The following is a 24,119-nucleotide window of genomic DNA, read 5'->3' on the forward strand; positions in this document are numbered from 1 at the left end:
GAAGTTTAGCGCAGAATAAATATATCAACGATAAGTTATTCCTTTTATTGTATCATTTTAGAGCGCTGGAGTCTTTTCATTACAACCATGGGTGCCTCACCTTACCTCCAAGGCGCCAAATCATTTCCTGAGCAATAATTGACAATTTTTTCAGCAGCTGTCTTAACCTCAAAGAGAAAAAAAAAGATCCGGATAAACCGGATCTCATTTTTATTATGCGTGTTTATTTAATAGTTCTGCTAATGCTTCTTTAGGCTGGAAGCCGACTGTTTTGTCAACAACTTCTCCATTTTTGAAAACAAGCAATGTAGGAATACTCATTACACCGTATTTGCCTGCAGTTTCTTGGTTTTCATCAACATCAAGCTTCACGATTTTCACTTTATCGCCTAGTTCCTGATCAAGCTCTTCAAGAACCGGTGCAATCATTTTACAAGGTCCGCACCAAGGAGCCCAAAAGTCTGCCAGTACGACACCTTCACTAGTTTCAGTTGTAAAGGTTTGATCTGTTACATTAGTAATTGCCATTATATTTTCCTCCTAATTGTTCAAGTGATGCCTAAAGTATAGCATTAAAGAAAGTGACCTGCTAATTTTTTGCTCACTATTTCTTTTCCCTTACTTTGTGATGAAAAACATCTTTTCATTCAAATTAAAAACACGCCGCTAAGTGCGTGTTTTTATGAAAATGATATTATGAATGAACTTTTAATTTTTTAAACTCTTCTGTTAACATAGGCACAACTTCAAATAAATCTCCTACAATTCCATAATCGGCTACTTTGAAAATATTTGCTTCGGGATCTTTATTAATTGCAACAATAATCTTTGAGTTAGACATTCCGGCTAAATGCTGGATTGCTCCAGAAATACCGCATGCAATGTATAGATCAGGAGTTACCACTTTTCCGGTTTGGCCGATTTGCAGGGAGTAGTCGCAATAATCAGCATCGCAGGCACCGCGGGAAGCTCCAACTGCTCCGCCAAGAACATCTGATAGTTCCTTCAGCGGGTTAAAGCCTTCTGTGCTTTTTACTCCGCGTCCGCCGGCTACAATGACTTTAGCTTCAGAAAGATCCACGCCTTCTGTTGCTTTGCGCACCACTTCTTTTACGATTGTTCGAAGATCTTTGATCTCTGCAGAAACAGAAGAAACTTCACCCGTTCTTGTTTCATCCTTTTCAAGCGGAGCAATGTTATTTGGTCTGATTGTAGCAAAAATTGTTCCGTCTGTTACAATCTTTTTCTCGAAAGCTTTTCCTGAATAGATCGGACGGGTGAAAACGACATTTCCGCCTGCTGCTTCTAAATCTGTAGCATCTGAAATAAGACCGGATCCAATCTTAGCAGCGATTTTTGGCGATAAGTCTTTTCCAAGAGCTGTATGACCGAAAACAAGACCTTCCGGTTTTTCAGCTTCGATAACGGCAAGCAATGCCTGTGAATAGCCGTCAGGTGTATACGTTTTCAATTTCTCATCTTCAACTGTAATAACACGGTCTGCGCCATAATGAATCATTTCTTCAGCTAACGATGCTACGCTGTCTCCTACTAAAACAGCTGATACCTCGCCGCCTTCAGAAATCGTTTTACCTGCAGCAATCGCTTCAAAAGAAACATTGCGCAATGATTGATCGCGTACTTCTCCCAATACCAGTACTTTTCTTGCCATTATAAAGTCCCCCTGTTATACGTTTGATTGAAAAATTTGCTTTTAGGTAAATACTTAGATTACTTTTGCTTCGTTGCGAAGAAGTGATACTAATTCCTTCACTTGTGCATCCAGATCGCCCTGAAGTACTTTACCCGCTTCTTTTTTAGGCGGCATATAAATTTCGATTGTCTTTGTTTTTGGTTCAACGTCATCTTCTTCAAGATCGAGATCATCCAGTTCCAGTTCTTCTAAAGGCTTTTTCTTTGCTTTCATAATACCCGGCAAAGATGGATAGCGAGGCTCATTCAATCCCTGCTGTGCTGTTACAAGCAAGGGCAATGTTGTTTCAATTACTTCAGAATCACCTTCAACATCGCGGACGACTGTTGCTTTGTTTCCGTCAATCTCAAGCTTAGTAATCGTTGTTACATAAGGAATATTCAGAAGTTCAGCAAGACGGGGGCCAACTTGTCCGGATCCGCCATCAATCGCCACATTTCCTCCTAAGATAAGGTCTGCGTCTTTATCCTTGAAATATTCAGCAAGAATTTTGGATGTTGTAAATTGATCGCCATCTTCAAGATCATCTTCCGTATTAATTAACACAGCCTTGTCACACCCCATAGCAAGTGCTGTACGTAATTCTTTTTCAGATTCCTCGCCGCCGATTGTCACTATTGTCACTTCACCGCTGTTTGCATCGCGGATCTGAATCGCTTCTTCAATGGCATATTCATCATAAGGATTAATAATGAATTCTGCGCCATCTTCATTGATTTTGCCGTTTTGAAGCGTTATTTTTTCTTCCGTATCAAACGTTTTCTTCATGATTACATAAATATTCATGTCCATCCCCCTATTTACGTTAAGCATTCAATTTAGTTGTATAGAAAAAACGTCAGGAACGTTTTATCATTAATTTAATTGCCTTTAAACTGAGGCTGTCTTTTCTCAAGAAAAGCACTGATTCCTTCTTTTGCATCTGCGCTTTCAAATACAGTCCCGAAATAGCCCGCTTCTTTTTTCACCCGATCATGATAAGGAAGGGTTTTAGAAGCATTGATTAAATCGATGGCTGCACTGACGGAAATCGGACTTTTCGCAGCAAATTTCTTTGCAAGCTTCATCGTTTCATCTAATAAGGACTCTTCTGCAAAAGCATGGTTGGCAAGACCGTACTTGGCTGCCTCTGCTCCTGAAATCGGTTCACTTGTCAGCAGCATTTCAAGAGCTTTTGCTTCTCCAACATACTTGGGAAGACGCTGCGACCCTGCGAAGCCTGGAATAAGTCCAAGCTGAAGCTCAGGCAGCCCAAGCTTTGCATTCTCAGTGACAAGTCTGACATGACAGCTCATTGCAAGCTCAAGGCCCCCGCCTAGAGCAGCACCATGAATTGACGCGATGACAGGTTTTGAGAATGTTTCAATTCTCTCAAAAAGTTCCTGTCCGTTTGCAGCAAGCTTAGAGAACTCTTCACCATTCGGCACTGATACAAATTCCTTTATGTCAGCACCTGCAGAGAAGAATCGTCCCTCGCCATTAATGACAATGACCCTGACTTCTTTATTTGCTTCAAACTCATCCATAAGGGATGAAAGCTCTTTCAAAACATAAGATGAAAGGGCATTTGCGGGAGGTTGGTGAATGGTTACGACCGCAACATAATCTTCTACTTTAACATTAAAATAACTCACAGCTCAGGCCTCCTTAAGCATTTAAACTATTACGTCAGGAATGGTTTTCTTATACCCTTCCGCAGCCTTTGATCATGAGTTCATGAACGCTTCCTGCAAGAGCAGTCAAATCAAATTTCTGATCATTCATGACCCATGTTGTCACCGTTTCATCAATGGTTCCAAATATCATCTGCCTCGCTAAGCGTATATCCAGGGCTTCACTGAATTCGGATGTTTCTTTTCCTGTTTGAATAATCGAATCAAGAATATTTAAATATCCTTTCAGAACCTCGTTGATTCTCAGGCGCAAATCTTTATTTGACTGCCTTAGTTCAAGCTGGGTAACGATGGCAAGATGATGATCTTCGGCTAAAAGAGAAAAATGTTTTTCTATCAACATGTATAACTTCTCCGCCGCCGTGTCCTTTCCTGCTATTTCTTGTTGAATTTTTTCGATAAATACGCCCATTTTTTCCTGAAACAAGGAAATCAGGATGTCTTCTTTATTTTTAAAATAAAGATAAATGGTTCCGTCTGCGACTCCTGCCTGCTTCGCAATCTTTGAAACCTGTGCATGATGATAGCCGTTTTCAGCGATGACAATGACAGCTGCATCTATAATTTGGAGATATTTTGGTCTTTTCTGTTTCAATATCAAATCGTCCCTTCAAACTGAATGAATCATCATTCATAATCCAATCATAAAATTACATCATCCATCTGTCAAGAAGAAAGATGGTTTTATCTTCATCATAATAGATGAAAAGAACCTTCTCAGCAATAGGATGAGATGGTTCTTTTATATTTTCTATTCTTATTGCTCTTCATTTTATTCAATAAGACCATTTAAATAAACGGTTTTCTGATTAATTGGCATTTTTCAGTTTTTCTTTTTCTTCTTCTACAAGTGAACGCCTCAAAATTTTTCCGACTGCTGTTTTTGGCAGCTCTTTGCGGAATTCATAGATTCTTGGAATCTTGTAAGCTGCCATATGCTTGCGGACAAATTCATCAAATTCCTGCTCAGTTGCCACAGCCCCTTCTTTCAAAACGATATATGCCTTCACCGTTTCTCCCCGGTAAGGATCCGGAATGCCGGCTACTACCACTTCCTGCACTTTTTCGTGCTCATATAAAACCTCTTCGATTTCACGCGGATAAATGTTGAATCCCCCAGCGATAATCATATCTTTTTTCCGGTCAACGATATAGAAATATCCTTCTTCGTCCATATAGCCAATGTCACCGGTTAAAAGCCAGCCCTCTCTTAATACGGCATCAGTTTCCTCTTGTTTTTTCCAATATCCTTTCATTACCTGCGGACCTCTCACTGCAATTTCTCCAAGCTCATTGTAAGCTGCCTGCTTGCCTGTTTCAAATGACAGAATAATAGAGTCTGTATTAGGCCATGGCACACCTATGCTTCCTTTTTTCCGGTGCGACCAGAGGAAGTTGGCGTGCGTAACAGGGGATGCTTCTGATAAGCCGTATCCCTCCACAAGCTTACCGCCAGTTTCACGCTCGAATTTCTCCTGAACTTCTGCCGGAAGAGGAGCTGATCCGCTTATACACGATTCCACTGATGAAAGATCATAGTTTTTCAGATCCGGATGATTTAGTAGTGCAATATAAATGGTAGGAGCACCAGGGAACAGTGTCGGTTTTAATTTATCAATCGCTTTAAGCGTATCTGTCGCATCGAATTTGGGAAGCAGAATCATTTTAAAGCCTTGCATAATTGATAGATTCATAACCGCTGTCATCCCGTAAACATGGAAAAACGGCAAAATGCCGAGCACGGATTCTTCTCCGCGTTTGCATTTATACATCCAGGATGAGCACATGGAAGTATTTGCAACCAGATTTTCATGTGTCAGCATGACTCCTTTTGGAAAACCGGTTGTTCCTCCTGTATACTGCAGCAAGGCAATATCCTCTTTAGGATTTGTTTCTATTTCCTCAATAGACGTGTGCTGCCGTTTCATGATTTCTTTGAATAAATGCGTGTGTCCGCTGTGCTCTATTTTTATCACGATTTGATTTTGCTTTTTCTGCACAAATGGGTACAGAAGATTTTTCGGGAAAGGGAGATAATCTTTAATGCTTGTCGCAATAATATGCTCAATGCTTGTCAGCGCTTTCATTTTAGAGACTCTTGGGTAAAGGAGATCAAGCGTAATGATGTATTTCGCATCAGAATCATTGAGTTGATACTCAAGCTCCCTTTCCATGTACAGAGGGTTTGTTTGGACGACAATACCTCCAGCAAATAAGATACCATAGTAAGCAATCACTGCCTGTGGACAATTCGGGAGCATAATGGATACTCTTTCGTCTTTCTTTAATCCAAGTTCCTGGAGGTAGGCTGCAAGTTTTAAAGATTGTTCATAAATCTCTGTAAAAGTCAGTTCCTTGCCTAAAAAATGAATAGCTGTTTTTGTCGGAAATTCTTGTGCTGCTTGCGCGAGATAAGATTGAAGAGGCTTGTTGTCAATTTCAGCATAATGAGGTATTTCTTCAGGATATAGATGAAGCCAAGGTTTTTGAACTTCCATTTCAATTCCTCCCTTTGTTGCCAATATGACTTTAGGCTTATAAAGAAAGTATACCAAAGTTATATTCAGAATATAGATTGTTTTTGAATTATTTTAAATGTATGAAGAAAAGCGCAAGCGGCCGTTTAGTTCAGTCATGACATGTAAGATCCGACAGGAAAGTATGGGTTTAACTTTTCCTGCGTATTTATTCTGTCCGAGGAGCTGGGCGCATCCGAGTTGCCATCAATGCGCAGAACTTTATCCTTATCTTATTAAAAAATATCCGGATTCATGTCATGAATTCCGGATATTCTTCATAATATTAAATTTTTCAAGCGAAAAAAACCATAAAGATAATGCCTATTACAATAAACAAACCGCATACTCCAAGCAGTACTTTTGCTAATGTTTCCACTGTTTTCTCCCCTTAAATGCCTGCGCCGATAACGTAGGATAGACCAATTGAAATCACCATTGAAATAAAGCCTACCGCACGATTGTCATTTTGAATTTCATCATCTATTCTGAATTTAGGCGTTAGAAACTCATAGATAAAATAGCCTAAAAGCAATAATATGAAGCCAAACATTCCCCAGCCAACCATCTCAAGCAGCGTATCATGCTGCCCAATTGAAAAACGGAATACATTGGCAATTCCAAATATCTTTCCGCCCGTCGTCATTGCCACTGCAAGATTCCCTTTTTGAATTTCATCCCAGTTATTATATTTGGTCACCAGTTCAAAAATGGTCAAAAACACAACAATGCATAAGATGACTACGCTAAAATATGCTGCTGTCTGAACGAATTCATTCTCCCAAAATTGATTCATTTCTTATCTCCCATATTTCGATTATTTTAATTCAACAATCGTAACACCTGAACCGCCCTCGCCGGATTCCCCGTACCGCGTGCTTTTAACATTTCTATGCTTTTTCAAGTATTCCTGCACGCCTGTTCGAAGTGCTCCGGTCCCTTTGCCGTGAATAATTGAAATTCTAGGATAGCCTGCGAGCACAGCATCGTCCATATATTTTTCTACCCTGAGGAGAGCATTCTCATACCGTTCGCCCCTTAAATCAAGTTCGAGGGAGACGTGATAGTCCTTGCCTTTTACCATAGCAAGGGGCTTGGTTTCAACAGGCTTAGGTCTGCTGATGTACTGCAGATCATCTTCTTTTACCTTCATTTTCAGAATGCCGATCTGCACCTGCCATTCATGGTCGCCTACTTTTGACAGCAGATGCCCTTTTTGGTTGAAGCTGATGACTTTCACTTCATCGCCTTCTGCATACTGATGCTTCTGCGGCTTGCTTTTCAGCTGCTTGCTGCTTTTTTCAAACTCAGGCACCGCTTCTTCAAGTCGTTTTTTGGCATCGATTAATTCATGTTCTTTAATACCAGTCCGGTGTTCTTTTTGCATCTTTCTTAATTCACGGATAATGGAGTCTGCTTCTGCTTTTGCAGCTTCCACTTTTTCTGCCGCTTTCTTCTCTGCCTGTTCGTAAAGCTTATCGCGCTCTTCGTTAAAAGAAAGAATTTGAATTTGCAGCTCTGAATGAAGCTTTTCTGCGTCTTTGCGCAGCTGTTCTGCTTCAGTAAGCTCTGTGTCAGAGCGTTTTTTGCTCTCTTCGAGCGAGGCAATCATTGAATCTACTTCATTGCTCTCAGCACTCATATGAGATTTTGCCCGGTCAATAACTGTTTGCATTAGACCCAGCCGCTTTGAAATTTCAAATGCGTTGCTTCGGCCGGGTACGCCGATTAAAAGCTTATAAGTCGGGCTTAATGTTTCAATATTGAATTCAACACTTGCATTGACAACACCTTCACGGTTATATCCATATGCTTTGAGTTCAGGATAATGCGTTGTGGCGATCACTCTTGCCCCGCGATGATGAACTTCATCTAAAATAGAGATGGCTAGTGCAGCGCCTTCCTGCGGATCTGTTCCTGCGCCCAGCTCATCGAATAGCACAAGGCTGTTATTGTCAACGCGTTTTAAAATATCAACAATGTTTACCATGTGAGAAGAAAACGTACTTAAGCTTTGTTCAATTGACTGTTCGTCTCCGATATCAGCATATACATTTTCAAATACTGCCATCTCAGAGCCGTCAAGAGATGGAATCTGCAGGCCGGATTGCGCCATCAATGTAAACAGACCGACCGTTTTAAGGGTGACTGTTTTTCCGCCTGTATTCGGACCTGTTATAACAATTGTCGTAAACTCACTGCCAAGTTCAATGTCATTTGCGACAACTTCTTCGGCATTCAAAAGCGGATGTCTTGCTTTGAACAGCTTAATTCTTCCGCTGTTATTCATTTCTGGCTTTGAAGCTTTTATTTTTTTCGCGTACGCTGCTTTCGTAAACATAAAATCCATTTCGCTCAGCGCTTCCACATTAATCAAAAGTGGATCAGCTTCTTCAGCCACTTTCGCAGTAATTTCTGTTAAAATGCGGTCAATTTCGATTTTCTCTTTCATGCGCGCCTGCTGAAGCGTGTTGTTTAAGTCAACCACTACCTGAGGCTCAATAAATAATGTCGCTCCTGATGAAGACTGATCATGGACAATACCGCCGTATGCAGAACGGTATTCCTGCTTAACAGGAATCACATACCTGTCATTTCGTATGGTTATAATTGCATCAGAAAGCATTTTTTGAGCAGATGAGGACCGGATCATCGACTCAAGCTTTTCTCTAACCCTGGATTCTGTTGTTCTTAATGATGTCCGGATTGAACGAAGAGCATCGCTTGCTCCATCGAGAACCTCTCCATTATCACCAATACAGTGAAGAATGTGCTGTTCTAACTCCTGCAGCGGCTGAATTTCAGCCGCGAATCCGTCCAAATGAAGGAGGTCAATTCCATTTTCCACCATGTCCTCAATAAACCGTTTCATGTGCTTGCCTGCATAAAGAGTTCCGGCAATCTCCATCAGTTCATGCGGATTCAGCATTCCGCCGATTTGAGACCGTTTAATGCTTTGGCGAATATCAACGAGACCGCCTAGGGGAGCATTTCCTTTCAGCCTGAGGACTTTTGCTGCCTCATCAGTCTGCTCCTGCCATTTTCTTACCTCATCATAATCAGTGGATGGAACAAGCCTCTCCACTTTTTCCTTTGCTAAAGAAGAAGATATATGCTTTAAAAGCTGTTCTTTAACTTTATTGAATTCCAATACTTTAAACACACGCTGCTGCACGGTATACAGCCTCCTTGCTGTCGTTTGGGCTACTTATTATGCCTGTTAAAAAAGGATTGCAGTTGATTCAGATCCCAAGTATTGATTACGTTTTCTGCTTTCACCCATCCTTTAATTGCTGTTGAAACTCCTGTATTCATATCTTCAAGCATGTCTATATTATGTGCATCTGTATTGATTGCAAGTTTTACACCTGATTCATGTGCTTTTTTAATGTGCTCAGCACTCAAATCAAGTCTGTTCGGATTTGCATTCAGCTCTAAAACAGTATTCGTTTCTTTTGCAAGCTGAATCAGCATCTCAACATCCGGCTCATATCCGTTTCTCTTGCCGATCAGCCTGCCTGTAGGGTGTGCGATCATATCCACATGATGGCTTTCAAGAGCCGTTTTCAGACGCTGCATAATGATATCCTGTGATTGAGAAAAGCTGGAATGAATGGATGCAATGACAAAGTCCATGCCTTCTAATACGTCATCATCATAATCAAGAGTGCCATCCGGCAGAATATCCATTTCTACTCCGGCAAAAATTTTAAAATCCTCATATTGTTCATTTAATTTGTCAATCTCATCCCGCTGAGCTTTCAATCGTTCAGGAGTCAGGCCATTTGCCACTTTAAGGTACTGGGAATGATCTGTAATAGCCATATACTCATACCCGCGCATTCTGCACGCTTCTGCCATTTCACTGATTGTAAAAGCTCCATCGCTCCATGTTGAGTGCATATGAAGATCGCCTTTTATATCATCGGCAGATATCAGCTTAGTATCCTTCATGTATTTTTCTACTTCCGTCCCGTCTTCCCGGATTTCAGGAGGAAAGAAAGGAAGATCAAAGTGAGCGTAAAATTCTTCTTCTGATGAAAAAGTGGTGATTTCACCTGTCTCACTATTTTCAACACCATATTCGCTTATTTTTTCGCCGCGTTCCTTTGCAAGCTGCCGCATTTTAACGTTGTGATCCTTTGAACCGGTAAAATGATGAAGTGTCGTAGCAAATTCATCAAGAGTAACTAAACGAAAATCTACACCAATTTCATATTCATATTGCAGCTGAACAGAGACCTTTGTGTCTCCGTTTGCAATGATTTCAGAGATATTAGGGATTTTTATGAGCTGATCTCTGACATACTGGGGATGCTCCGTTGCGATAATAAAATCCAAATCCTTGACAGTCTCTCTCATTCGTCTGAGACTGCCTGCCCTGCTGTACTTTTGAACCTCTTCACACGATTCCAAATACGTCTCAATTTCTTCAGCAATCGGCAGAGCAAATGATAACGGCAGCCTCTCTGGACGGGTTCCAATTTCATCAATCGCAGCAAGAATTTTTTCTTCTGTTTTTTTCCCGAATCCGGCAAGATTCTGAACCTTTTCTTCAAGACAGGCTTTTTTAAGAGATTCAACGTCCGTTACCCCAAGCTCTTTATAAAGCTTTGCAATTTTTTTGCCGCCTAGTCCTGGGAGTTTCAACAATGGAATCAGCCCTTGCGGTACTTCTGACTGAAGCTGCTCCAGGGTTTCAGATTTGCCTGCTTGAATAAACTCAGTGATAACCGCAGCTGTTCCTTTTCCGATTCCTGCGATTTTTGTAAAATCTTCAATTGAAGACAAGCTCCGCTCATCTGTTTCGAGTGCATTGGCAGCTTTTCGGAAAGCAGCTATCTTAAATGGATTTTCTCCTTTAAGTTCCATGTGTACTGCTATATATTCAAGTAATTTAATCACATCTTTTTTATGTACGCTCATTATTCCATCACCTCGGGTCAAGTCGTTTTTCCATCTATTGCGGTTCATTTAAAATGATACAAATTTTTTCTGCAAAAGTACAACAGAAGAGATAAAGGTCTTTTTACCAAAAAAACTTCTCCTAATTGGAGGAGAAGTTAATTCGGTGCATATTGCAGCCATAATTCCTGAACTTTATCAGAAAAATACGGCGTGTGATGAACGATTACTTTTGCAAGTCCAGAATCCCCCATTGCTGACTGGACTTCCGGAACCGGAAGCAGCCCGCCAATAAACAGCAAGATAAAAAGAATTAAATAGATTTCAAGAAATCCTAAAATGGCGCCAGCCCATTTATTCAGCTGTTTAAGGATTGGAAGGTATGTAACAAAATCAAGCATAGATCCTACTACTTGCAGCAAGATCTTTGTGCCGATAAATAAAATGACAAACGCTACAGCTCTATAGTATGCATCTTCAAGATTTCCGCCTGTAAAAAAGGAAATAGCCGATCCGCTCTCGCCAAGCGTTGGGTATGGAACCCACAGCTCTAACTTTGGCGCCAAAACACCAAAGTATTTATATGCTACAATATAGGCGATGATAAACCCTGTAAGATGTATGAATTGAAGAATAAAGCCGCGTTTTAATCCGACTAATAGGCCCATTGCCAAGATGATAAAAAGTGCAATATCAAGCATTTACCGCGTCAATCCTTTTCTATGATTTGTTTCTCTAGTTTTTCAAATTCATCTCTTAATTTTAAATAGTCATGCACAACATTCACTGCAGTTAAGACTGCCAGCTTATTAATATCAAGATTAGGACTTTTGCTGCTGATTTCTCGCATTTTATCATCAACAATAGAAGCCACCAGGCGCACATGACTTGTGCTCTCCGTGCCTACTATTGAAAATTGCTGTCCATATATATCAACTGTCGTTTTCTTTTTTGAGTGGTTATCCAACGAAAAATCCTCCATTCTTGAGAATCCTAATCTTTATCATAACATGATATCTAGTATAATGGAAAGATAATGCCAATCAATATCTAGTATCAATCATTATTTTAAAAGAGGTGTCATCTCTTGTCCAATGCCGTTATTAAAATCGATCAGCCGACCATCCTGAAAATGAAATCCTATTACTCTTCGGATTTGGGCTCAAAGCTTCCGCCGGGTGCTGTATTTACTGCTAAATCAAATGGATGCACCATTACTGCCTATAAGTCTGGAAAAGTTCTGTTTCAGGGTAATCTGGCAGCGGAAGAAGCAGAAAAGTGGTCTAAGCCTGAGCAAAAGACTACTAAGAAACCTTCGAAGCCACTTACTGTTTTTAGTCCGCCGGCAAACATATCCACTCTCTCCATCATAGGATCGGATGAAGTCGGAACGGGTGACTTCTTCGGCCCGATCACTGTGGTTGCAGCCTATGTGAAAAAAGATCAGATTCCGCTGCTTCAGGAATTAGGTGTAAAAGATTCAAAGCATTTGAATGATAAACAAATTTCAGTCATTGCCAAAAATCTTCTATCTATAGTACCCTACAGTCTGCTGGTCCTGCATAATGAAAAATACAATCAGCTCCAGAACACCGGAATGTCCCAGGGGAAAATGAAGGCCATCCTTCATAATCAGGCAATCAACAAACTTTACGACAAAATTGAGCCGGAAGTGCCGGAAGCTGTGCTGATCGATCAATTCGCAGAGCCTTCCATCTATTTCAAGCATCTCAGCGGCATTTCCTACCGTAAAGAAAATACTTTTTTCAGCACAAAAGCAGAAGGAATACACCTTGCGGTTGCAGCAGCTTCTATTTTGGCAAGATACGCCTTTCTTAAGGAGATGGATCGTCTGTCTGAAAAAGCTGGCATGACACTTCCTAAAGGTGCTGGAGCGAAGGTTGACGAAGCTGCAGCAGCAATAATTGCGAAAAAAGGAGAAAGCACATTAAGAAGCTTAACAAAGTTTCATTTTGCCAATACAGACAAAGCAAAAAAATTGGCTGCAAGAAAAAAGGATAGATGAAACCTAATAAAAAAAGCGGCAAAATCTTAATGATTTTGCCGCTTTTTTTTCACGATTTGTTCCAGGGAAATAAGAGACTCTCTATTTAATAAACTTTCAAATTTTCCTTTTGAGTATGGAATTTTCCCAATCACAGGCACCCCGCTCAAAATTTCAATCATCCGCACATTGTCCTGTTCCATTAAAGACTCTTCCTCAGACACATTGTTGATGATAAATCCAAGAATGGCTATACCATTTTTTTTGGCATATTCTGCAGTCAGCAATGAATGATTTATCGTTCCAAGTGAGGGATGAGTGACAATCAGGACAGGAATGTCTAGCTCTTTAATAAGATCTTTCGTTAAATAGATTTCATCTTCATTTTCGGCAAGAGGAACTGCGAGACCGCCTGCACCTTCTACGATCACAAGATCATTTTCTTTTTGAAGCTTGATATATTGATTGACCAAACGATTCTTGTCGATTTTAACACCTGATATTTTTGCGGCTAAATGGGGTGAAACGGGGTCTTCCAGACAGTATGTACAAAGCTCATCTTGCTGGTACGGAAGATTTGCAGCCAGACGATATTCTTCAATATCTTCTGCGACAAGAATACCCTCCTCCAGCCTTCCGCCGCTTTGAACTGGTTTGTACGGTACGGCTTTTATCCCGGAACGCTGAAGAATTCCAAGTAAATACGCCGTTACAAACGTTTTGCCAATGCCTGTGTCTGTACCGGTAACAAATATTCCGCTCATCCCTTAGCTGCCCCTGAATAGGACACTCGACCTTTTTCTAAAGGCCTGCGCACGGATTTATACAATCTTAATGCTAATAGCGAAGCTCCAAAACAAAGAAGCAAGTCGCCGAATATACTCAGCAAAAAACCGCTGTAAAATGCTGCACCAAAAGAAATCCCTGTTCCAATCCATGTGTTTAACGAGAGATATAAATAGCCTACACCGAACAAATAAACAATGATAAGACCGGTAAAATGAGCGTACAGAAAATGCTTCAGCTTCGGCTGATTACACCTCTCAAGGATATAGCCAATGACAAAACTGGCGGCAGCAAATCCCACTAAATAACCGAATGTCGGCTGGAAAATATAAGAAAGACCGCCACCGCTTGAAAATACCGGCAGTCCGGAAAGTCCGATTGCAATATAAAGACATTGACTCATTGCTCCAAGCTTGCTGCCCAGTAAAGCACCTGCAAGGTATACAAATAGAATCTGCAATGTAAATGGAATAACCGGCATCGGTATTTTTATAAATGCTCCTACTGCTGTTAAAGCTGCAAACATTGATACAACTGAAATGGAATAAACCGACAGCGAACGCTTCATTCTTTTTCTTCCTTTCCTTTTATTTGTCTTCATTTTATCTACAGTAAAATATATATGTCAACTAAATTAATTTTTGGTTGACATATATTGATTGCTGTCTATACGATAGAGTTATAACAATATTTTTAAAGGGGGCAAACCATGTATAAAAGTCCGGCACTCGCTGAAATTACCTACGAAGAACTGGCAGCAAAGAACAAGCAATATATTTGGCATCCTTTTACCCAAATGAAAGATTACATAGAGGATCAGCCTGTTATTATCGCTGAAGGAAAAGGCCTTAAACTAATTGATGTAAACGGCAAAGAATATTGGGATGGCGTCTCTTCCATCTGGTTAAATGTGCACGGCCACAATATAAGAGAATTAAATGAAGCCATCAAACAGCAGCTGGATAAAGTAGCACACTCTACCCTGCTTGGAATGGCCAATGTTCCTGCTATTCTTTTGGCAGAAAAAGTCATTAAACTTATGCCTGAAGGTCTCAGCAAAGTGTTTTATTCAGACTCAGGTGCAACTTCTGTAGAGATTGCCGTTAAAATGGCCTTCCAATACTGGCAGCATAAAGGAAAAGAAACTAAGAGACAATTTATCACTATGAAGGATGCTTATCATGGAGATACGATTGGCGCGGTTTCAGTAGGAGCCATCGACCTCTTTCATAAAGCCTATTCATCCCTGCTTTTTGACTGCATTAAAATTCCTTACCCTTCAGTATACCGCTCACCATACGGAAATTCTGAAACTGTCATCGTTCATGAATCGTTAAAAGAGTTAGAGACTCTATTGGCACAGCGTTCTGATGAAATTGCTGCGCTGATTATTGAACCGATTGTACAAGGTGCAAGCGGAATTATTGTGATGCCTGAAGGTTACTTGAGAGGCGTGAGAGAGCTTTGTACAAAATATGAGGTTCTGATGATAGCGGATGAAGTCGCTACAGGGTTTGGCAGAACAGGGAAAATGTTTGCATGTGAGCACGAGCATGTCACTCCTGATCTTTTAACAGCTGGAAAAGGATTGACAGGCGGGTATCTTCCTGTCGCAATTACAGTTGCTTCTGAAGAGATTTACAAAGCATTTTTAGGAGACTATGAGGAGCAAAAAACGTTTTTCCATGGCCACAGTTACACCGGAAACCCTTTAGGGTGTGCTGTTGCCATTGCAAATCTTGAATTAATAGAGAAGCGGAATTTAATACAGGAAGTGGAGATCATGTCAGAATATCTGGCAAGTCAATTAACAGCTTTTTCGCAATTAGCCCACGTAGGTGATATTCGGCAAAAAGGATTTATGATCGGGATTGAATTAGTCAGGGATAAGGATACAGCCGAGCCGTTTGATTGGAAGGACAGGGTGGGAGTTAAAGTCTGCAGACGTGCAAGGGAGCTTGGCATGCTCCTCAGACCTCTGGGAAATGTCATTGTATTTATGCCTCCGCTTGCAGCAGCAAAAGAGGAATTGGAAGAGATGACTGCCATACTTTATCAGTCGATCAGAGACGTTACAGAGAAAAACTGAATGCAAAAAAGCAGTGAAATCTCATTAGATTTCACTGCTTTTCATATGATTCATTAACCTCTCAGCACAGCTGCGTATTTCTCTTCAACTGCACGAAGCACTTTTTCATGAGCCTTCGTTACTTCTTCATCAGTTAATGTGCGCTCCGGGTCGAAATAGCGCAGAGAGAAGGCGAGCGACTTTTTATTTTCTTCCAGTTTATCCCCTTCATATAGATCGAATACAGACACTTCTTTTAGAAGCTTTCCGCCTGCTTCAGAAATTGTTTCTTTAAGATCTCCTGCGACAATTTCTCTGTCAACAACAAGGGCAATATCCCTTGTCATTGAAGGGAAACGAGGGATCACGGAAAACTTTAATTCTTCCAGATTCGTCTCCAGCAGCTGCTGTAAAGCAAGTTCAAATACATATGTTTCAGTTAGATCCATTTGTTTTTGAAGCTTTGGATGAACTTGGCCGATGAATCCTGCAGTGATCCCATTTAGCAAGATTTCTGCGGTACGTCCCGGATGCAGCCCATCTCGCTTAGCTTGTTTGTATGTGATTTGCTCTTTCAGCCCAAGGACATCAAACAATCCATCAAGAATTCCTTTTACTACATAGAAATCAACAGGCTTCTTTTCGCCCTGCCATTGATTTAAATGCCACAAACCAGTAACAGCACCGCTTAGTCGCTCTTTTTCAACAGGCTGTTCTCCTGCTCCATTTGAAATGAAAACCGAACTCATTTCATAAAGCGCTACTTGGTCATTTTGACGAGCAAGATTGTATTTCAGTGTTTCCAGCAAATGCGGAACCAAGCTTAAGCGGAGTACGCTGCGCTCTTCGCTCATCGGCATAGCAAGACGAGTATAATCTGATGCTTCAAGAGCAAATTGAGATGCTTTTTCTTCACTTGTTAAAGAATACGTAATCGCCTGGTACAAGCCTGCTCCTTCCAGATAACGGCGAGCTTTGCGGCGGTTAGACTGATATTCAGTCAGTCTGCCTGGTGAAGATGCGCTGACCGGGAATGTTGATGGAATATTATCATAGCCATACAGTCTTGCTACCTCTTCAATTAAATCTTCTTCAATCGTAATGTCTCCGCGTCTTGTCGGAACAGTAACTGTAAACGTTCCGTTATCTTCCTTTATTTCAAAGCCAAGACGAGTGAAGATCGACTGAATTTCATTGACTGATATGTTCATTCCGAGCACTTTGTTGATTTTATCCACATGAATGCTGACAACAGCAGGCTCTGCTTCTAAACAGTTCACTTCTGCAGATCCATTTAATACTTCTCCGCCTGCAAGCTCCATCATTAATTGGGCTGCACGTTCTGCTGCAGCGCGGACACGGTTTGGATCAACGCCCTTTTCAAAACGCGCACTTGCTTCACTGCGAAGCCCATGATCCTTGGAAGCTTTGCGGACGGTTTGACCGTTGAAGTACGCAGACTCAAGCAGGATCGTTGTTGTATCTGAATGAACTTCAGAATTTTCTCCGCCCATCACGCCTGCTAGAGCAACAGGCTCTTTGCCATTTGTGATAACAAGATGTTCATGCGTAAGGACACGTTTCTGTCCATCTAGTGTGATGATTTCTTCCCCTGCTTCAGCAAGACGAACAAGAATTTCTTTTGAACCTAAGCGGTCATAGTCAAATGCATGCAATGGCTGACCGTATTCGATTAATACATAGTTGGTAATATCCACAACATTATTGTGCGGACGAATTCCTGCAGCCATTAACCTTGTTTGAAGCCAAAGAGGTGATGGAGCAATTCGTACATTGCGGATCACTTTAGCTACATATAAAGGATTCTCTTCTTTAGCCTCTACAGCTACAGTAATAAAATCAGATGCCTTTTCAGAAGCTTCCTCATGTGTAAGATCAGGATATGTGACACTTCTTCCTAAAATCGCCGCTACCTCGTGTGCGACACCAAGCATGCTTAAGCAATCTGAACGGTTCGGAGTTAACCCCAGTTCAAGAATCTGATCATCTCGGCTCAGTTCAGCTAGAGCATCTGCACCTGGCTGAACGTCATTCGGGAATACAAAAATCCCTTCAGAAAATTCTTTTGCCACAAGCTTTGACTCAATTCCGAGCTCCTGAAGAGAACAGATCATTCCGTTTGATTCTTCACCGCGCAGCTTAGCTTTTTTAATCTTAAAGTTTCCAGGAAGAACTGCACCCACAGTTGCAACTGCTACTTTTTGGCCTTTATCGACATTTGCAGCACCGCAAATGATTTGTACAGGCAGTTCTCCCCCGACATCGACTAAACATTTGTTCAGTTTATCTGCATTAGGGTGTTGTTCTTTTTCAAGTACATGACCGATGACAACACCGCTCATACCCTCGTTCAGCGCTTCAACACCTTCTACTTCAATCCCGCTTCTAGTAATCTTTTCTGCCAGTTCTTCTGCTGATATTCCGCTGAGATCAACGTAATTCTGCAGCCATTTATATGAAACAAACATCGGTAAACCTCCTTTTATGCTCTTTTAAATTGTTTTAAGAAACGTACATCATTGGTGTAATAGTGGCGAATATCATCAATACCGTATTTCAGCATCGCAATGCGCTCAGGTCCCATTCCAAATGCAAATCCACTGTACTTTTTCGAGTCAAATCCAGCCATTTCAAGCACGTTCGGATGAACCATTCCTGCACCTAAAATTTCAATCCAGCCAGTTCCCTTACATACATTGCATCCATGTCCTCCGCATGCAAAGCATGAAACATCAATCTCGACTGAAGGCTCCGTAAATGGGAAGAAACTTGGGCGCAAACGAATTTCTCTGTCCTCTCCAAACATCTTTTTAGCAAAGGCTTCCAGTGTTCCTTTTAAATCGCTCATGCTGATGTTTTCATCGATCACTAACCCTTCAATTTGAGTGAATTGATGAGAATGTGTCGCATCGTCGTTGTCGCGGCGGTACACTTTACCCGGACAGATAATTTTAACAGGACCTTGCCCTTTATACTTTTGCATCGTTCTAGCCTGAACCGGGGATGTGTGTGTACGAAGCAGCGTTTCATCAGTAATGTAGAATGAATCCTGCATATCCCTTGCAGGATGTCCTTTAGGAAGGTTCAATGCTTCAAAGTTATAATAATCCGTTTCAACTTCAGGGCCTTCTTCAACTGAATAACCCATTCCGAGGAAAAGATCTTCAATTTCCTCAATAACTGCTGTAATAGGATGATGGTTTCCTGATCGGACCGGGCGCCCAGGAAGTGTTACATCGATTGTTTCTGCTGCCAATTTTTCCTCAACCGCAGCTTCCTCCAGTCCCTCCTGTTTTGCTGCAATGCTTGTTGCAATGCTTTCGCGGACCTCATTTGCAAGGGCACCCATTAACGGACGCTCTTCTGCAGATAGTTTTCCCATACCGCGAAGCGCTTCTGTAATCGGTCCTTTTTTGCCTAAGTATGAGACACGGATGTCATTCAGGCTTTTTAAATCATTAGCTGTTTGTATTTTTTCAAGTGCTTCTAACTGAAGCTGTTTCAGTTGCTCCTGCATGCTGTTTCCTCCTTTATTTCAAATGATTGCTCATTTTTTTCCAAAATAAAAAACCCGCCCAAAAAAGGGACGAGTTGAATATCGCGGTACCACCCTTGTTAACAGCCCAAAAAGAAACAGCTGTTCACTTCGTTCTAAGATAACGGAATTGATCCGGAACATCTTTACATTCAAAAACCGAATGGTCCTGATGCCAGCTAAAGAGGTGAATTCATTTACTGCTGTCAAAAAAATGCTCTCAGTCACCGGCATTTTCTCCCTGATTGACGCTCCCGTAAACTACTCTTCTCTATCATCACTGTTAGAGTATGTAACTGTATCTTATTATAATGAAAAGAATATGTTCATGCAAGACTAGAAAAGCGGAATCGCCCGGTTAGCTCAGGCATGACAGATAAGGATCCGACAGAAAAGGCGCTTTTTGCCTTTACTGGCGGATCCGTTCTGGCAGAGGAGCTGGGCGATGGAGCTGGACAACACCGAAAAGCGGAACCGCTTGGTTAGCTCAGGCATGACAGATAAAAAATCCCCGGAAAAGTCCGGGTTTGACTTTATCGGGGATTGCGTTCCTGACCGAGGGGCTAGGAGGCAAAGCGAAAAGCGGCATGACTTCTAAAATCTCTAATAAAACTGCTAACCAAGCTCAGATTGGCAGAACATTTAGCCAAATATGAAATTTTATTAGCCAAAACTTCATATTTACTGGCGGAACATCCGTTTTATTTAGCGGATTCTGGAATTAATTTAGCCGTTTATTTTTGTTTAGCCGTTTTCTTTTCTATTTTGTAAAAACTCCAAATTTATTAGCTCCGTAAATTTAAAGTTGAGAAAATTTCACTATTTTTATTGATTCCCAATACAATGATACATTAGAATGCCCGCTGCAATTCCTGCATTTAAGGATTCTGCTTTTCCTAGAATCGGAATGTAAAGATTTTGATCAGTTTGCTGAAGATATTCTTTATTTACTCCGCTTCCCTCATTGCCAATAAGCAGACCAAATGAAGGTGCTGCTTCGGTTTTACGATAATCAACGCCATTTTGAAGCGAGGTTCCATATATAGAGACATTTTGCTGTTTAAGCTCTGGGATTGCCTGATTCAATTTTCTTTTTACGATTGGAATATGAAAGATTGATCCCTGACTGGAACGGACAACCTTTGAATTGTATGCATCCACGGTTCCGTCTCCAAGTATGACCCCATCCATCCCTGCTGCATCTGCAGTCCTGATGATTGTTCCCAGATTGCCCGGGTCCTGAATGGCATCTATCAGCACGACCTTTTTCCAGGCACTTATTTCGTGCTTTTCTGATTGAACACAGACTGCAGCTGCACCCTGCGGGGATTCTGTTTCAGAGATTGCTTTCATGATTTCTTTCGTGACATATATAATCGGCAGATCATCCGCATTCCAATGTGATGGAATGGATGCTTCTTCTGAAATGATCAATTCTTTAATCACTGATTTATCTTTTAAGGCTTCTTCTACTAAATGCAAGCCTTCAATTAAAAATGTATTCGTTGTGTCACGTTCTTTTTTGGTATGTAATTTACGCCATTGCTTTACCTTTTGATTTTGTACAGATTCAATTCGTTTCACGATTACTGCTCCTTTATAGCCGCTTTTCTTCTATATAATTAATGGACCTTAATATTCTGCTTTTAACTATTGTCTGCTGACCGCCCAACTTCTTGTCCAGAACGGCTTCGCCATAAATGTCAAAACCGGGCTTTTATGGCGGAGCCTTTCCGGTCTGTCGGAGCTAAACGGGCATTTTCACTTTTCTATATTATATCTTATAAAACATACATAAAAAACACAAAATAACGCAGGATATAGATAGGTAAATATTATAAGAGGTGGAGTGATTATCATGGATTTAAATTTAAGAAATGCCATTATCTCAAATGTATCAGGCAATGATCAAGGTCAGCTTGAGGATACGATTGTAGATGCAATTCAAAACGGCGAAGAAAAAATGCTTCCTGGCTTAGGCGTTCTGTTCGAAGTAATCTGGCAGAATTCCAGCGAGGATGAGAAAAATGAAATGCTGACGATTCTTGAAGAGGGTTTAAAGAAGAAATAAATGCTGGGCAGACTGCCCAGCATTTTTATGTTATTTAATCAAAGGTAATCGTTTTAACGGTTTCTTCGTCTAGACGTTTAATAACCTCAGTAATTAATTTCACTGCATTTTCATAATCATCCCGATGCAGCATGGCAGCATGAGAATGGATATATCTAGTAGCAATTGTAATGGAAAGAGCAGGAACGCCATTCGCTGTCATATGGATTGCACCTGAGTCTGTTCCTCCGCCTGCAATCGCGTCAAATTGATATGGGATGCTGAGTTCATCGGCAATACCGACAACAAAATCACGCAATCCTTTATGAGACACCATTGATGCGTCATAAAGAATAATTTGCGGGCCTTCACCCATTTTACTTGATGCTTCCTTCTCTGAAATTCCTGGTGTATCACCTGCGATTCCAACATCAACGGCAAATCCAATATCAGGCTGTATAGCATGTGCAGACGTACGTGCTCCGCGAAGCCCTACTTCCTCTTGAATCGTACCCACACCATATACAACGTTTGGATGTTCAGCATCTTTCAGCCCTTTTAAGACATCAATTGCAATTGCACAGCCGATGCGGTTATCCCACGCTTTCGCAAGCAGCATCTTTTCATTGTTCATAACCGTAAATTCAAAATACGGGACGATTTGATCTCCAGGCAATACACCGAACTCCATTGCTTCTTCACGGCTTGATGCCCCGATATCAATAAACATATCTTTAATGTCGACCGGTTTTTTTCTCATTTCAGGAGGAAGGATATGCGGCGGTTTAGAACCGATAACACCTGTAACATCTCCTTTTTTTGTAGTGATTGTCACACGCTGTGCAAGCATAACCTGTGACCACCATCCGCCTACCGTCTGAAAACGAAGAAATCCTTTATCATCAATTTGAGTGACCATAAAGCCAACCTCATCTAAGTGGCCGGCAACCATAATTTTCGGGCCGCCTTCTTTTCCTGTTTTTTTGGCGATTAAGCTCCCAAGACCGTCTGTTGTTACCTCATCGGCATATGCCGTTATGTATTTCTTCATGACTTCTCTCGGCTCTCTTTCATTGCCGGGAATGCCTTTTGCATCTGTTAAATCTTTCAGCATCTGCAGTGTTTCATCTAATTTCGCCATTCATTTACCCCCCTCTTTTACTATTTCCTATTATACTAAACACTGGAAAGTAATTCAAAATCTTAATAGCCCTGTTTTTGACGATCATGGTTTACTTCATTCTTTTTTACATAAGCAGCCTCAATTTCTTCAGCTGAAAATCCAAGAACTTTTCCAAGCAAAAGATACTGCTGAAACAGTTCTAGATAGTGTTCTTCAGAATGGCTTTTTTCAAACTGCGCAATCTTTTCATATACATGAACAAAATGTGCTGTTAAAGAAACACCTTCATCGAACAGTTCAAATTCATTACTCTCTGTCATGCCAATCTCAATTCCAAGCGATAAAATGAAATGTATGCCATCCACATACTCCTCAAGAATGACACTAGTTTCAGCTGGAGGTTTTAAACTCCAAAATTTAAAGCACCTTGTTTCATTGGCAAGTTCGCCAACTTCAACAAGCAAAGCTAAAATTTTCTTTTCTAGCAGCGATTCCTCTTCCAGGCCGTGCTGTTTTTCAATTTTCGAATCAAGTTCCTTCTGCATCTCAAATAATTTCAATAAATTCATTGTTTATCACTCCTATACTCCGCCAAGTTTACCACTTACACTTGTTTACTTCAAAAAAATTTAATCATATATAAAAAAACTGAAACCTTATGAATGCTTCATTCGTATTGTAACAAAATACGTTTGGGAGGCACTGCCATGATAGTAATCCTGTTACGATTACTTTTGCTTGTTCTTATTGTCTTTGTCCTTTATTCCCTAGCAAAATATGTGCTGAATCCCAAGCGGAAGCTTGAGCTTGCACAGGAAAAAAAGCAGTTTTTTCTGCTTGATGAGCGTGACAACGTGCGCAAAAACTTCTTGTTGACTTACAAGGGTGTTTTGTTCGAAGGCGAGAAATACCTTGGAACAACGGATCAGGCGTTTGAGGTTGTATCCATCTTTATTTGGACCGGCAGCCTAAGTAAACTTCAAGGGCTCTCCCTCTCTGATTTTGAATTTGTAGAAGAAAAAGTGAGGGAACGATATCCTCATGCTGCTCTTGATTGGAAAAGTCCCGTGAAAGAATTCTTGTTAAAAACCCAAAAGCCGTGACATAGGTCACGGCTTTTGCATGGTTTTTGCAAAAAAATCATGCCATTTTATAATAACTCTTTTTTCTCTCAGCAAATAGACAAATAAAATCAGTGTACCAATTAATACGATTGTTGTAACAAGAGAGAATTTCCCAAAGTATGCCCCAAAAGATGTAAAACAAAAAGCTGCAGGTATATGAGTCCAAAATGAAAGCTTTGCGTAGTCTTTAAATGAAGTCGACCGATCAAGGATACATAACGATAAAATGGAAAAGTTAACGAACGGGATCATTCTGAGTACAATAATTTGCCCTACAGAAAGTCTCGTATAGCTTCCAAGCCATTTTTTCTTTAATCCTGAAAAACGTTCCAAAAAAGAAGGAAATTGTTTAGATAGGGTATAAAAACTTATGCTTGCGACAGTCAGGCCAATAATGGAATAAAAGGTACCAAATTGAGTGCCAAATAAAATTCCGCCAATGATGCAGATGACAACTACAGGAATGAACAAAAACTGTCTTAAAATGTGCATAAAGATAAAAAAAAGCGGAGCTAGAAAGCCTGTTGACTGAACCGTTGAAACGACTGCAGAAGTTGCAAGATCGATTGTCCTCACCTCTTTCATGCAGTTCATAAGAT

The 24,119-nt window shown here is 40.8% G+C and carries 23 protein-coding genes and 1 other annotated feature; of the genes, 4 read left to right on the forward strand and 19 right to left on the reverse strand.

Annotation, left to right across the window (positions count from 1 at the left end; genetic code table 11):
- Positions 1-213: 213 nt before the first annotated feature.
- From trxA to zapA, 11 genes are all read right to left on the reverse strand, one after another.
- A complete protein-coding gene (trxA, locus tag K8L98_RS18775) occupies positions 214-528 on the reverse strand; it encodes a thioredoxin (RefSeq protein ID WP_223437075.1) in 315 nt (104 codons plus the stop codon).
- Positions 529-694: 166 nt separating this feature from the next.
- Positions 695-1,672, reverse strand: a complete 978-nt coding sequence (locus K8L98_RS18780) for an electron transfer flavoprotein subunit alpha/FixB family protein (protein ID WP_223437078.1) — start codon at positions 1,670-1,672, stop codon at positions 695-697.
- A 54-nt stretch (positions 1,673-1,726) separates the two neighbouring features.
- Positions 1,727-2,500, reverse strand: a complete 774-nt coding sequence (locus tag K8L98_RS18785) for an electron transfer flavoprotein subunit beta/FixA family protein (protein ID WP_223437080.1) — start codon at positions 2,498-2,500, stop codon at positions 1,727-1,729.
- Between the two features lie 74 nt (positions 2,501-2,574).
- Positions 2,575-3,348, reverse strand: coding sequence for an enoyl-CoA hydratase (locus K8L98_RS18790; protein WP_223437082.1), 774 nt, complete (start codon positions 3,346-3,348; stop codon positions 2,575-2,577).
- 49 nt (positions 3,349-3,397) lie between these two features.
- Complete coding sequence (locus K8L98_RS18795; RefSeq protein ID WP_223437085.1) at positions 3,398-3,982, reverse strand: fatty acid metabolism transcriptional regulator FadR; 585 nt, start codon at positions 3,980-3,982, stop codon at positions 3,398-3,400.
- Between the two features lie 214 nt (positions 3,983-4,196).
- Positions 4,197-5,885 (reverse strand): AMP-binding protein, encoded by a 1,689-nt coding sequence (locus tag K8L98_RS18800; protein ID WP_223437086.1) that lies wholly within the window; start codon positions 5,883-5,885, stop codon positions 4,197-4,199.
- 409 nt (positions 5,886-6,294) lie between these two features.
- Entirely contained in the window at positions 6,295-6,699 is a 405-nt protein-coding gene (locus K8L98_RS18805; RefSeq protein ID WP_223437088.1) for a DUF350 domain-containing protein, read from the reverse strand.
- A gap of 21 nt (positions 6,700-6,720) precedes the next feature.
- Entirely contained in the window at positions 6,721-9,078 is a 2,358-nt protein-coding gene (locus tag K8L98_RS18810) for an endonuclease MutS2 (RefSeq protein WP_223437090.1), read from the reverse strand.
- Between the two features lie 29 nt (positions 9,079-9,107).
- Positions 9,108-10,832, reverse strand: coding sequence for a DNA polymerase/3'-5' exonuclease PolX (gene polX / locus K8L98_RS18815; protein WP_223443590.1), 1,725 nt, complete (start codon positions 10,830-10,832; stop codon positions 9,108-9,110).
- Between the two features lie 134 nt (positions 10,833-10,966).
- Complete coding sequence (locus K8L98_RS18820) at positions 10,967-11,509, reverse strand: CvpA family protein (RefSeq protein WP_223437092.1); 543 nt, start codon at positions 11,507-11,509, stop codon at positions 10,967-10,969.
- Positions 11,510-11,517: 8 nt separating this feature from the next.
- Entirely contained in the window at positions 11,518-11,790 is a 273-nt protein-coding gene (gene zapA, locus K8L98_RS18825; protein ID WP_070876341.1) for a cell division protein ZapA, read from the reverse strand.
- A gap of 105 nt (positions 11,791-11,895) precedes the next feature.
- On the opposite strand from zapA, the gene rnhC reads away from it, so the two are divergent.
- A complete protein-coding gene (rnhC, locus tag K8L98_RS18830; RefSeq protein ID WP_223437094.1) occupies positions 11,896-12,834 on the forward strand; it encodes a ribonuclease HIII in 939 nt (312 codons plus the stop codon).
- Between the two features lie 26 nt (positions 12,835-12,860).
- Here rnhC and bioD read toward each other — a convergent pair whose 3' ends face one another.
- Together bioD and K8L98_RS18840 are read right to left on the reverse strand one after the other, a co-directional pair.
- The gene (bioD, locus tag K8L98_RS18835) at positions 12,861-13,577 is read right to left on the reverse strand and encodes a dethiobiotin synthase (protein WP_223437096.1); all 717 of its coding nucleotides are present in this window, start codon (positions 13,575-13,577) and stop codon (positions 12,861-12,863) included.
- On the reverse strand, positions 13,574-14,167 hold the full coding sequence (locus K8L98_RS18840) for a biotin transporter BioY (protein ID WP_223437098.1): 594 nt from the start codon (positions 14,165-14,167) through the stop codon (positions 13,574-13,576). Before K8L98_RS18840 ends, bioD begins: the two co-directional genes overlap by 4 nt.
- Positions 14,168-14,308: 141 nt before the next feature.
- On the opposite strand from K8L98_RS18840, the gene bioA reads away from it, so the two are divergent.
- The gene (bioA, locus tag K8L98_RS18845; RefSeq protein ID WP_223437100.1) at positions 14,309-15,688 is read left to right on the forward strand and encodes an adenosylmethionine--8-amino-7-oxononanoate transaminase; all 1,380 of its coding nucleotides are present in this window, start codon (positions 14,309-14,311) and stop codon (positions 15,686-15,688) included.
- Positions 15,689-15,741: 53 nt separating this feature from the next.
- Here the strand turns inward: bioA and pheT are convergent, their stop codons facing one another.
- From pheT to K8L98_RS18860, 3 genes are all read right to left on the reverse strand, one after another.
- Positions 15,742-18,156: a phenylalanine--tRNA ligase subunit beta gene (gene pheT, locus K8L98_RS18850; protein WP_223437102.1), complete on the reverse strand. Its 2,415-nt coding sequence runs from the start codon at positions 18,154-18,156 to the stop codon at positions 15,742-15,744.
- Positions 18,157-18,170: 14 nt separating this feature from the next.
- Positions 18,171-19,205 carry a phenylalanine--tRNA ligase subunit alpha gene (pheS, locus tag K8L98_RS18855; protein ID WP_223437104.1) on the reverse strand — a complete coding sequence of 345 codons (1,035 nt, stop codon included), beginning with the start codon at positions 19,203-19,205 and terminating at the stop codon, positions 18,171-18,173.
- A gap of 62 nt (positions 19,206-19,267) precedes the next feature.
- Positions 19,268-19,510 (reverse strand) — a binding site (T-box leader).
- Between the two features lie 538 nt (positions 19,511-20,048).
- Positions 20,049-20,807 (reverse strand): TrmH family RNA methyltransferase, encoded by a 759-nt coding sequence (locus K8L98_RS18860; RefSeq protein ID WP_223437106.1) that lies wholly within the window; start codon positions 20,805-20,807, stop codon positions 20,049-20,051.
- Positions 20,808-21,081: 274 nt separating this feature from the next.
- Here K8L98_RS18860 and sspI point away from each other — a divergent pair, with 274 nt between their 5' ends.
- Complete coding sequence (gene sspI, locus K8L98_RS18865; RefSeq protein ID WP_029279208.1) at positions 21,082-21,294, forward strand: small acid-soluble spore protein SspI; 213 nt, start codon at positions 21,082-21,084, stop codon at positions 21,292-21,294.
- A 34-nt stretch (positions 21,295-21,328) separates the two neighbouring features.
- On the opposite strand, the gene K8L98_RS18870 is transcribed toward sspI, so the two are convergent.
- A complete protein-coding gene (locus K8L98_RS18870) occupies positions 21,329-22,414 on the reverse strand; it encodes a M42 family metallopeptidase (RefSeq protein WP_223437108.1) in 1,086 nt (361 codons plus the stop codon).
- Between the two features lie 62 nt (positions 22,415-22,476).
- The gene (locus tag K8L98_RS18875; RefSeq protein WP_223437110.1) at positions 22,477-22,965 is read right to left on the reverse strand and encodes a dUTP diphosphatase; all 489 of its coding nucleotides are present in this window, start codon (positions 22,963-22,965) and stop codon (positions 22,477-22,479) included.
- A gap of 138 nt (positions 22,966-23,103) precedes the next feature.
- Here K8L98_RS18875 and K8L98_RS18880 point away from each other — a divergent pair, with 138 nt between their 5' ends.
- Positions 23,104-23,499, forward strand: a complete 396-nt coding sequence (locus K8L98_RS18880; RefSeq protein ID WP_223437112.1) for a sigma-w pathway protein ysdB — start codon at positions 23,104-23,106, stop codon at positions 23,497-23,499.
- 6 nt (positions 23,500-23,505) lie between these two features.
- Here K8L98_RS18880 and K8L98_RS18885 read toward each other — a convergent pair whose 3' ends face one another.
- A complete protein-coding gene (locus K8L98_RS18885) occupies positions 23,506-24,114 on the reverse strand; it encodes a TVP38/TMEM64 family protein (protein WP_223437114.1) in 609 nt (202 codons plus the stop codon).
- Between the last annotated feature and the right edge of the window lie 5 nt (positions 24,115-24,119).

Origin of the sequence: Metabacillus dongyingensis, from assembly GCF_019933155.2 — a bacterium.
Taxonomy (GTDB): Bacteria; Bacillota; Bacilli; order Bacillales; family Bacillaceae; genus Bacillus_P; species Bacillus_P dongyingensis.

Coding starts and splice junctions, on each gene's coding strand:
- K8L98_RS18800 (WP_223437086.1), bottom strand. CDS start 5,885: ATGGAAGTTCAAAAACCTTGGCTTCATCTATATCCTGAAGAAATACCT.
- sspI (WP_029279208.1), top strand. CDS start 21,082: ATGGATTTAAATTTAAGAAATGCCATTATCTCAAATGTATCAGGCAAT.
- K8L98_RS18785 (WP_223437080.1), bottom strand. CDS start 2,500: ATGAATATTTATGTAATCATGAAGAAAACGTTTGATACGGAAGAAAAA.
- K8L98_RS18820 (WP_223437092.1), bottom strand. CDS start 11,509: ATGCTTGATATTGCACTTTTTATCATCTTGGCAATGGGCCTATTAGTC.
- K8L98_RS18875 (WP_223437110.1), bottom strand. CDS start 22,965: ATGAATTTATTGAAATTATTTGAGATGCAGAAGGAACTTGATTCGAAA.
- K8L98_RS18840 (WP_223437098.1), bottom strand. CDS start 14,167: ATGAAGCGTTCGCTGTCGGTTTATTCCATTTCAGTTGTATCAATGTTT.
- pheT (WP_223437102.1), bottom strand. CDS start 18,156: ATGTTTGTTTCATATAAATGGCTGCAGAATTACGTTGATCTCAGCGGA.
- pheS (WP_223437104.1), bottom strand. CDS start 19,205: ATGCAGGAGCAACTGAAACAGCTTCAGTTAGAAGCACTTGAAAAAATA.
- K8L98_RS18805 (WP_223437088.1), bottom strand. CDS start 6,699: ATGAATCAATTTTGGGAGAATGAATTCGTTCAGACAGCAGCATATTTT.
- zapA (WP_070876341.1), bottom strand. CDS start 11,790: ATGGAGGATTTTTCGTTGGATAACCACTCAAAAAAGAAAACGACAGTT.
- K8L98_RS18880 (WP_223437112.1), top strand. CDS start 23,104: ATGATAGTAATCCTGTTACGATTACTTTTGCTTGTTCTTATTGTCTTT.
- K8L98_RS18885 (WP_223437114.1), bottom strand. CDS start 24,114: ATGAACTGCATGAAAGAGGTGAGGACAATCGATCTTGCAACTTCTGCA.
- trxA (WP_223437075.1), bottom strand. CDS start 528: ATGGCAATTACTAATGTAACAGATCAAACCTTTACAACTGAAACTAGT.
- bioA (WP_223437100.1), top strand. CDS start 14,309: ATGTATAAAAGTCCGGCACTCGCTGAAATTACCTACGAAGAACTGGCA.
- K8L98_RS18870 (WP_223437108.1), bottom strand. CDS start 22,414: ATGGCGAAATTAGATGAAACACTGCAGATGCTGAAAGATTTAACAGAT.
- bioD (WP_223437096.1), bottom strand. CDS start 13,577: ATGAGCGGAATATTTGTTACCGGTACAGACACAGGCATTGGCAAAACG.
- K8L98_RS18780 (WP_223437078.1), bottom strand. CDS start 1,672: ATGGCAAGAAAAGTACTGGTATTGGGAGAAGTACGCGATCAATCATTG.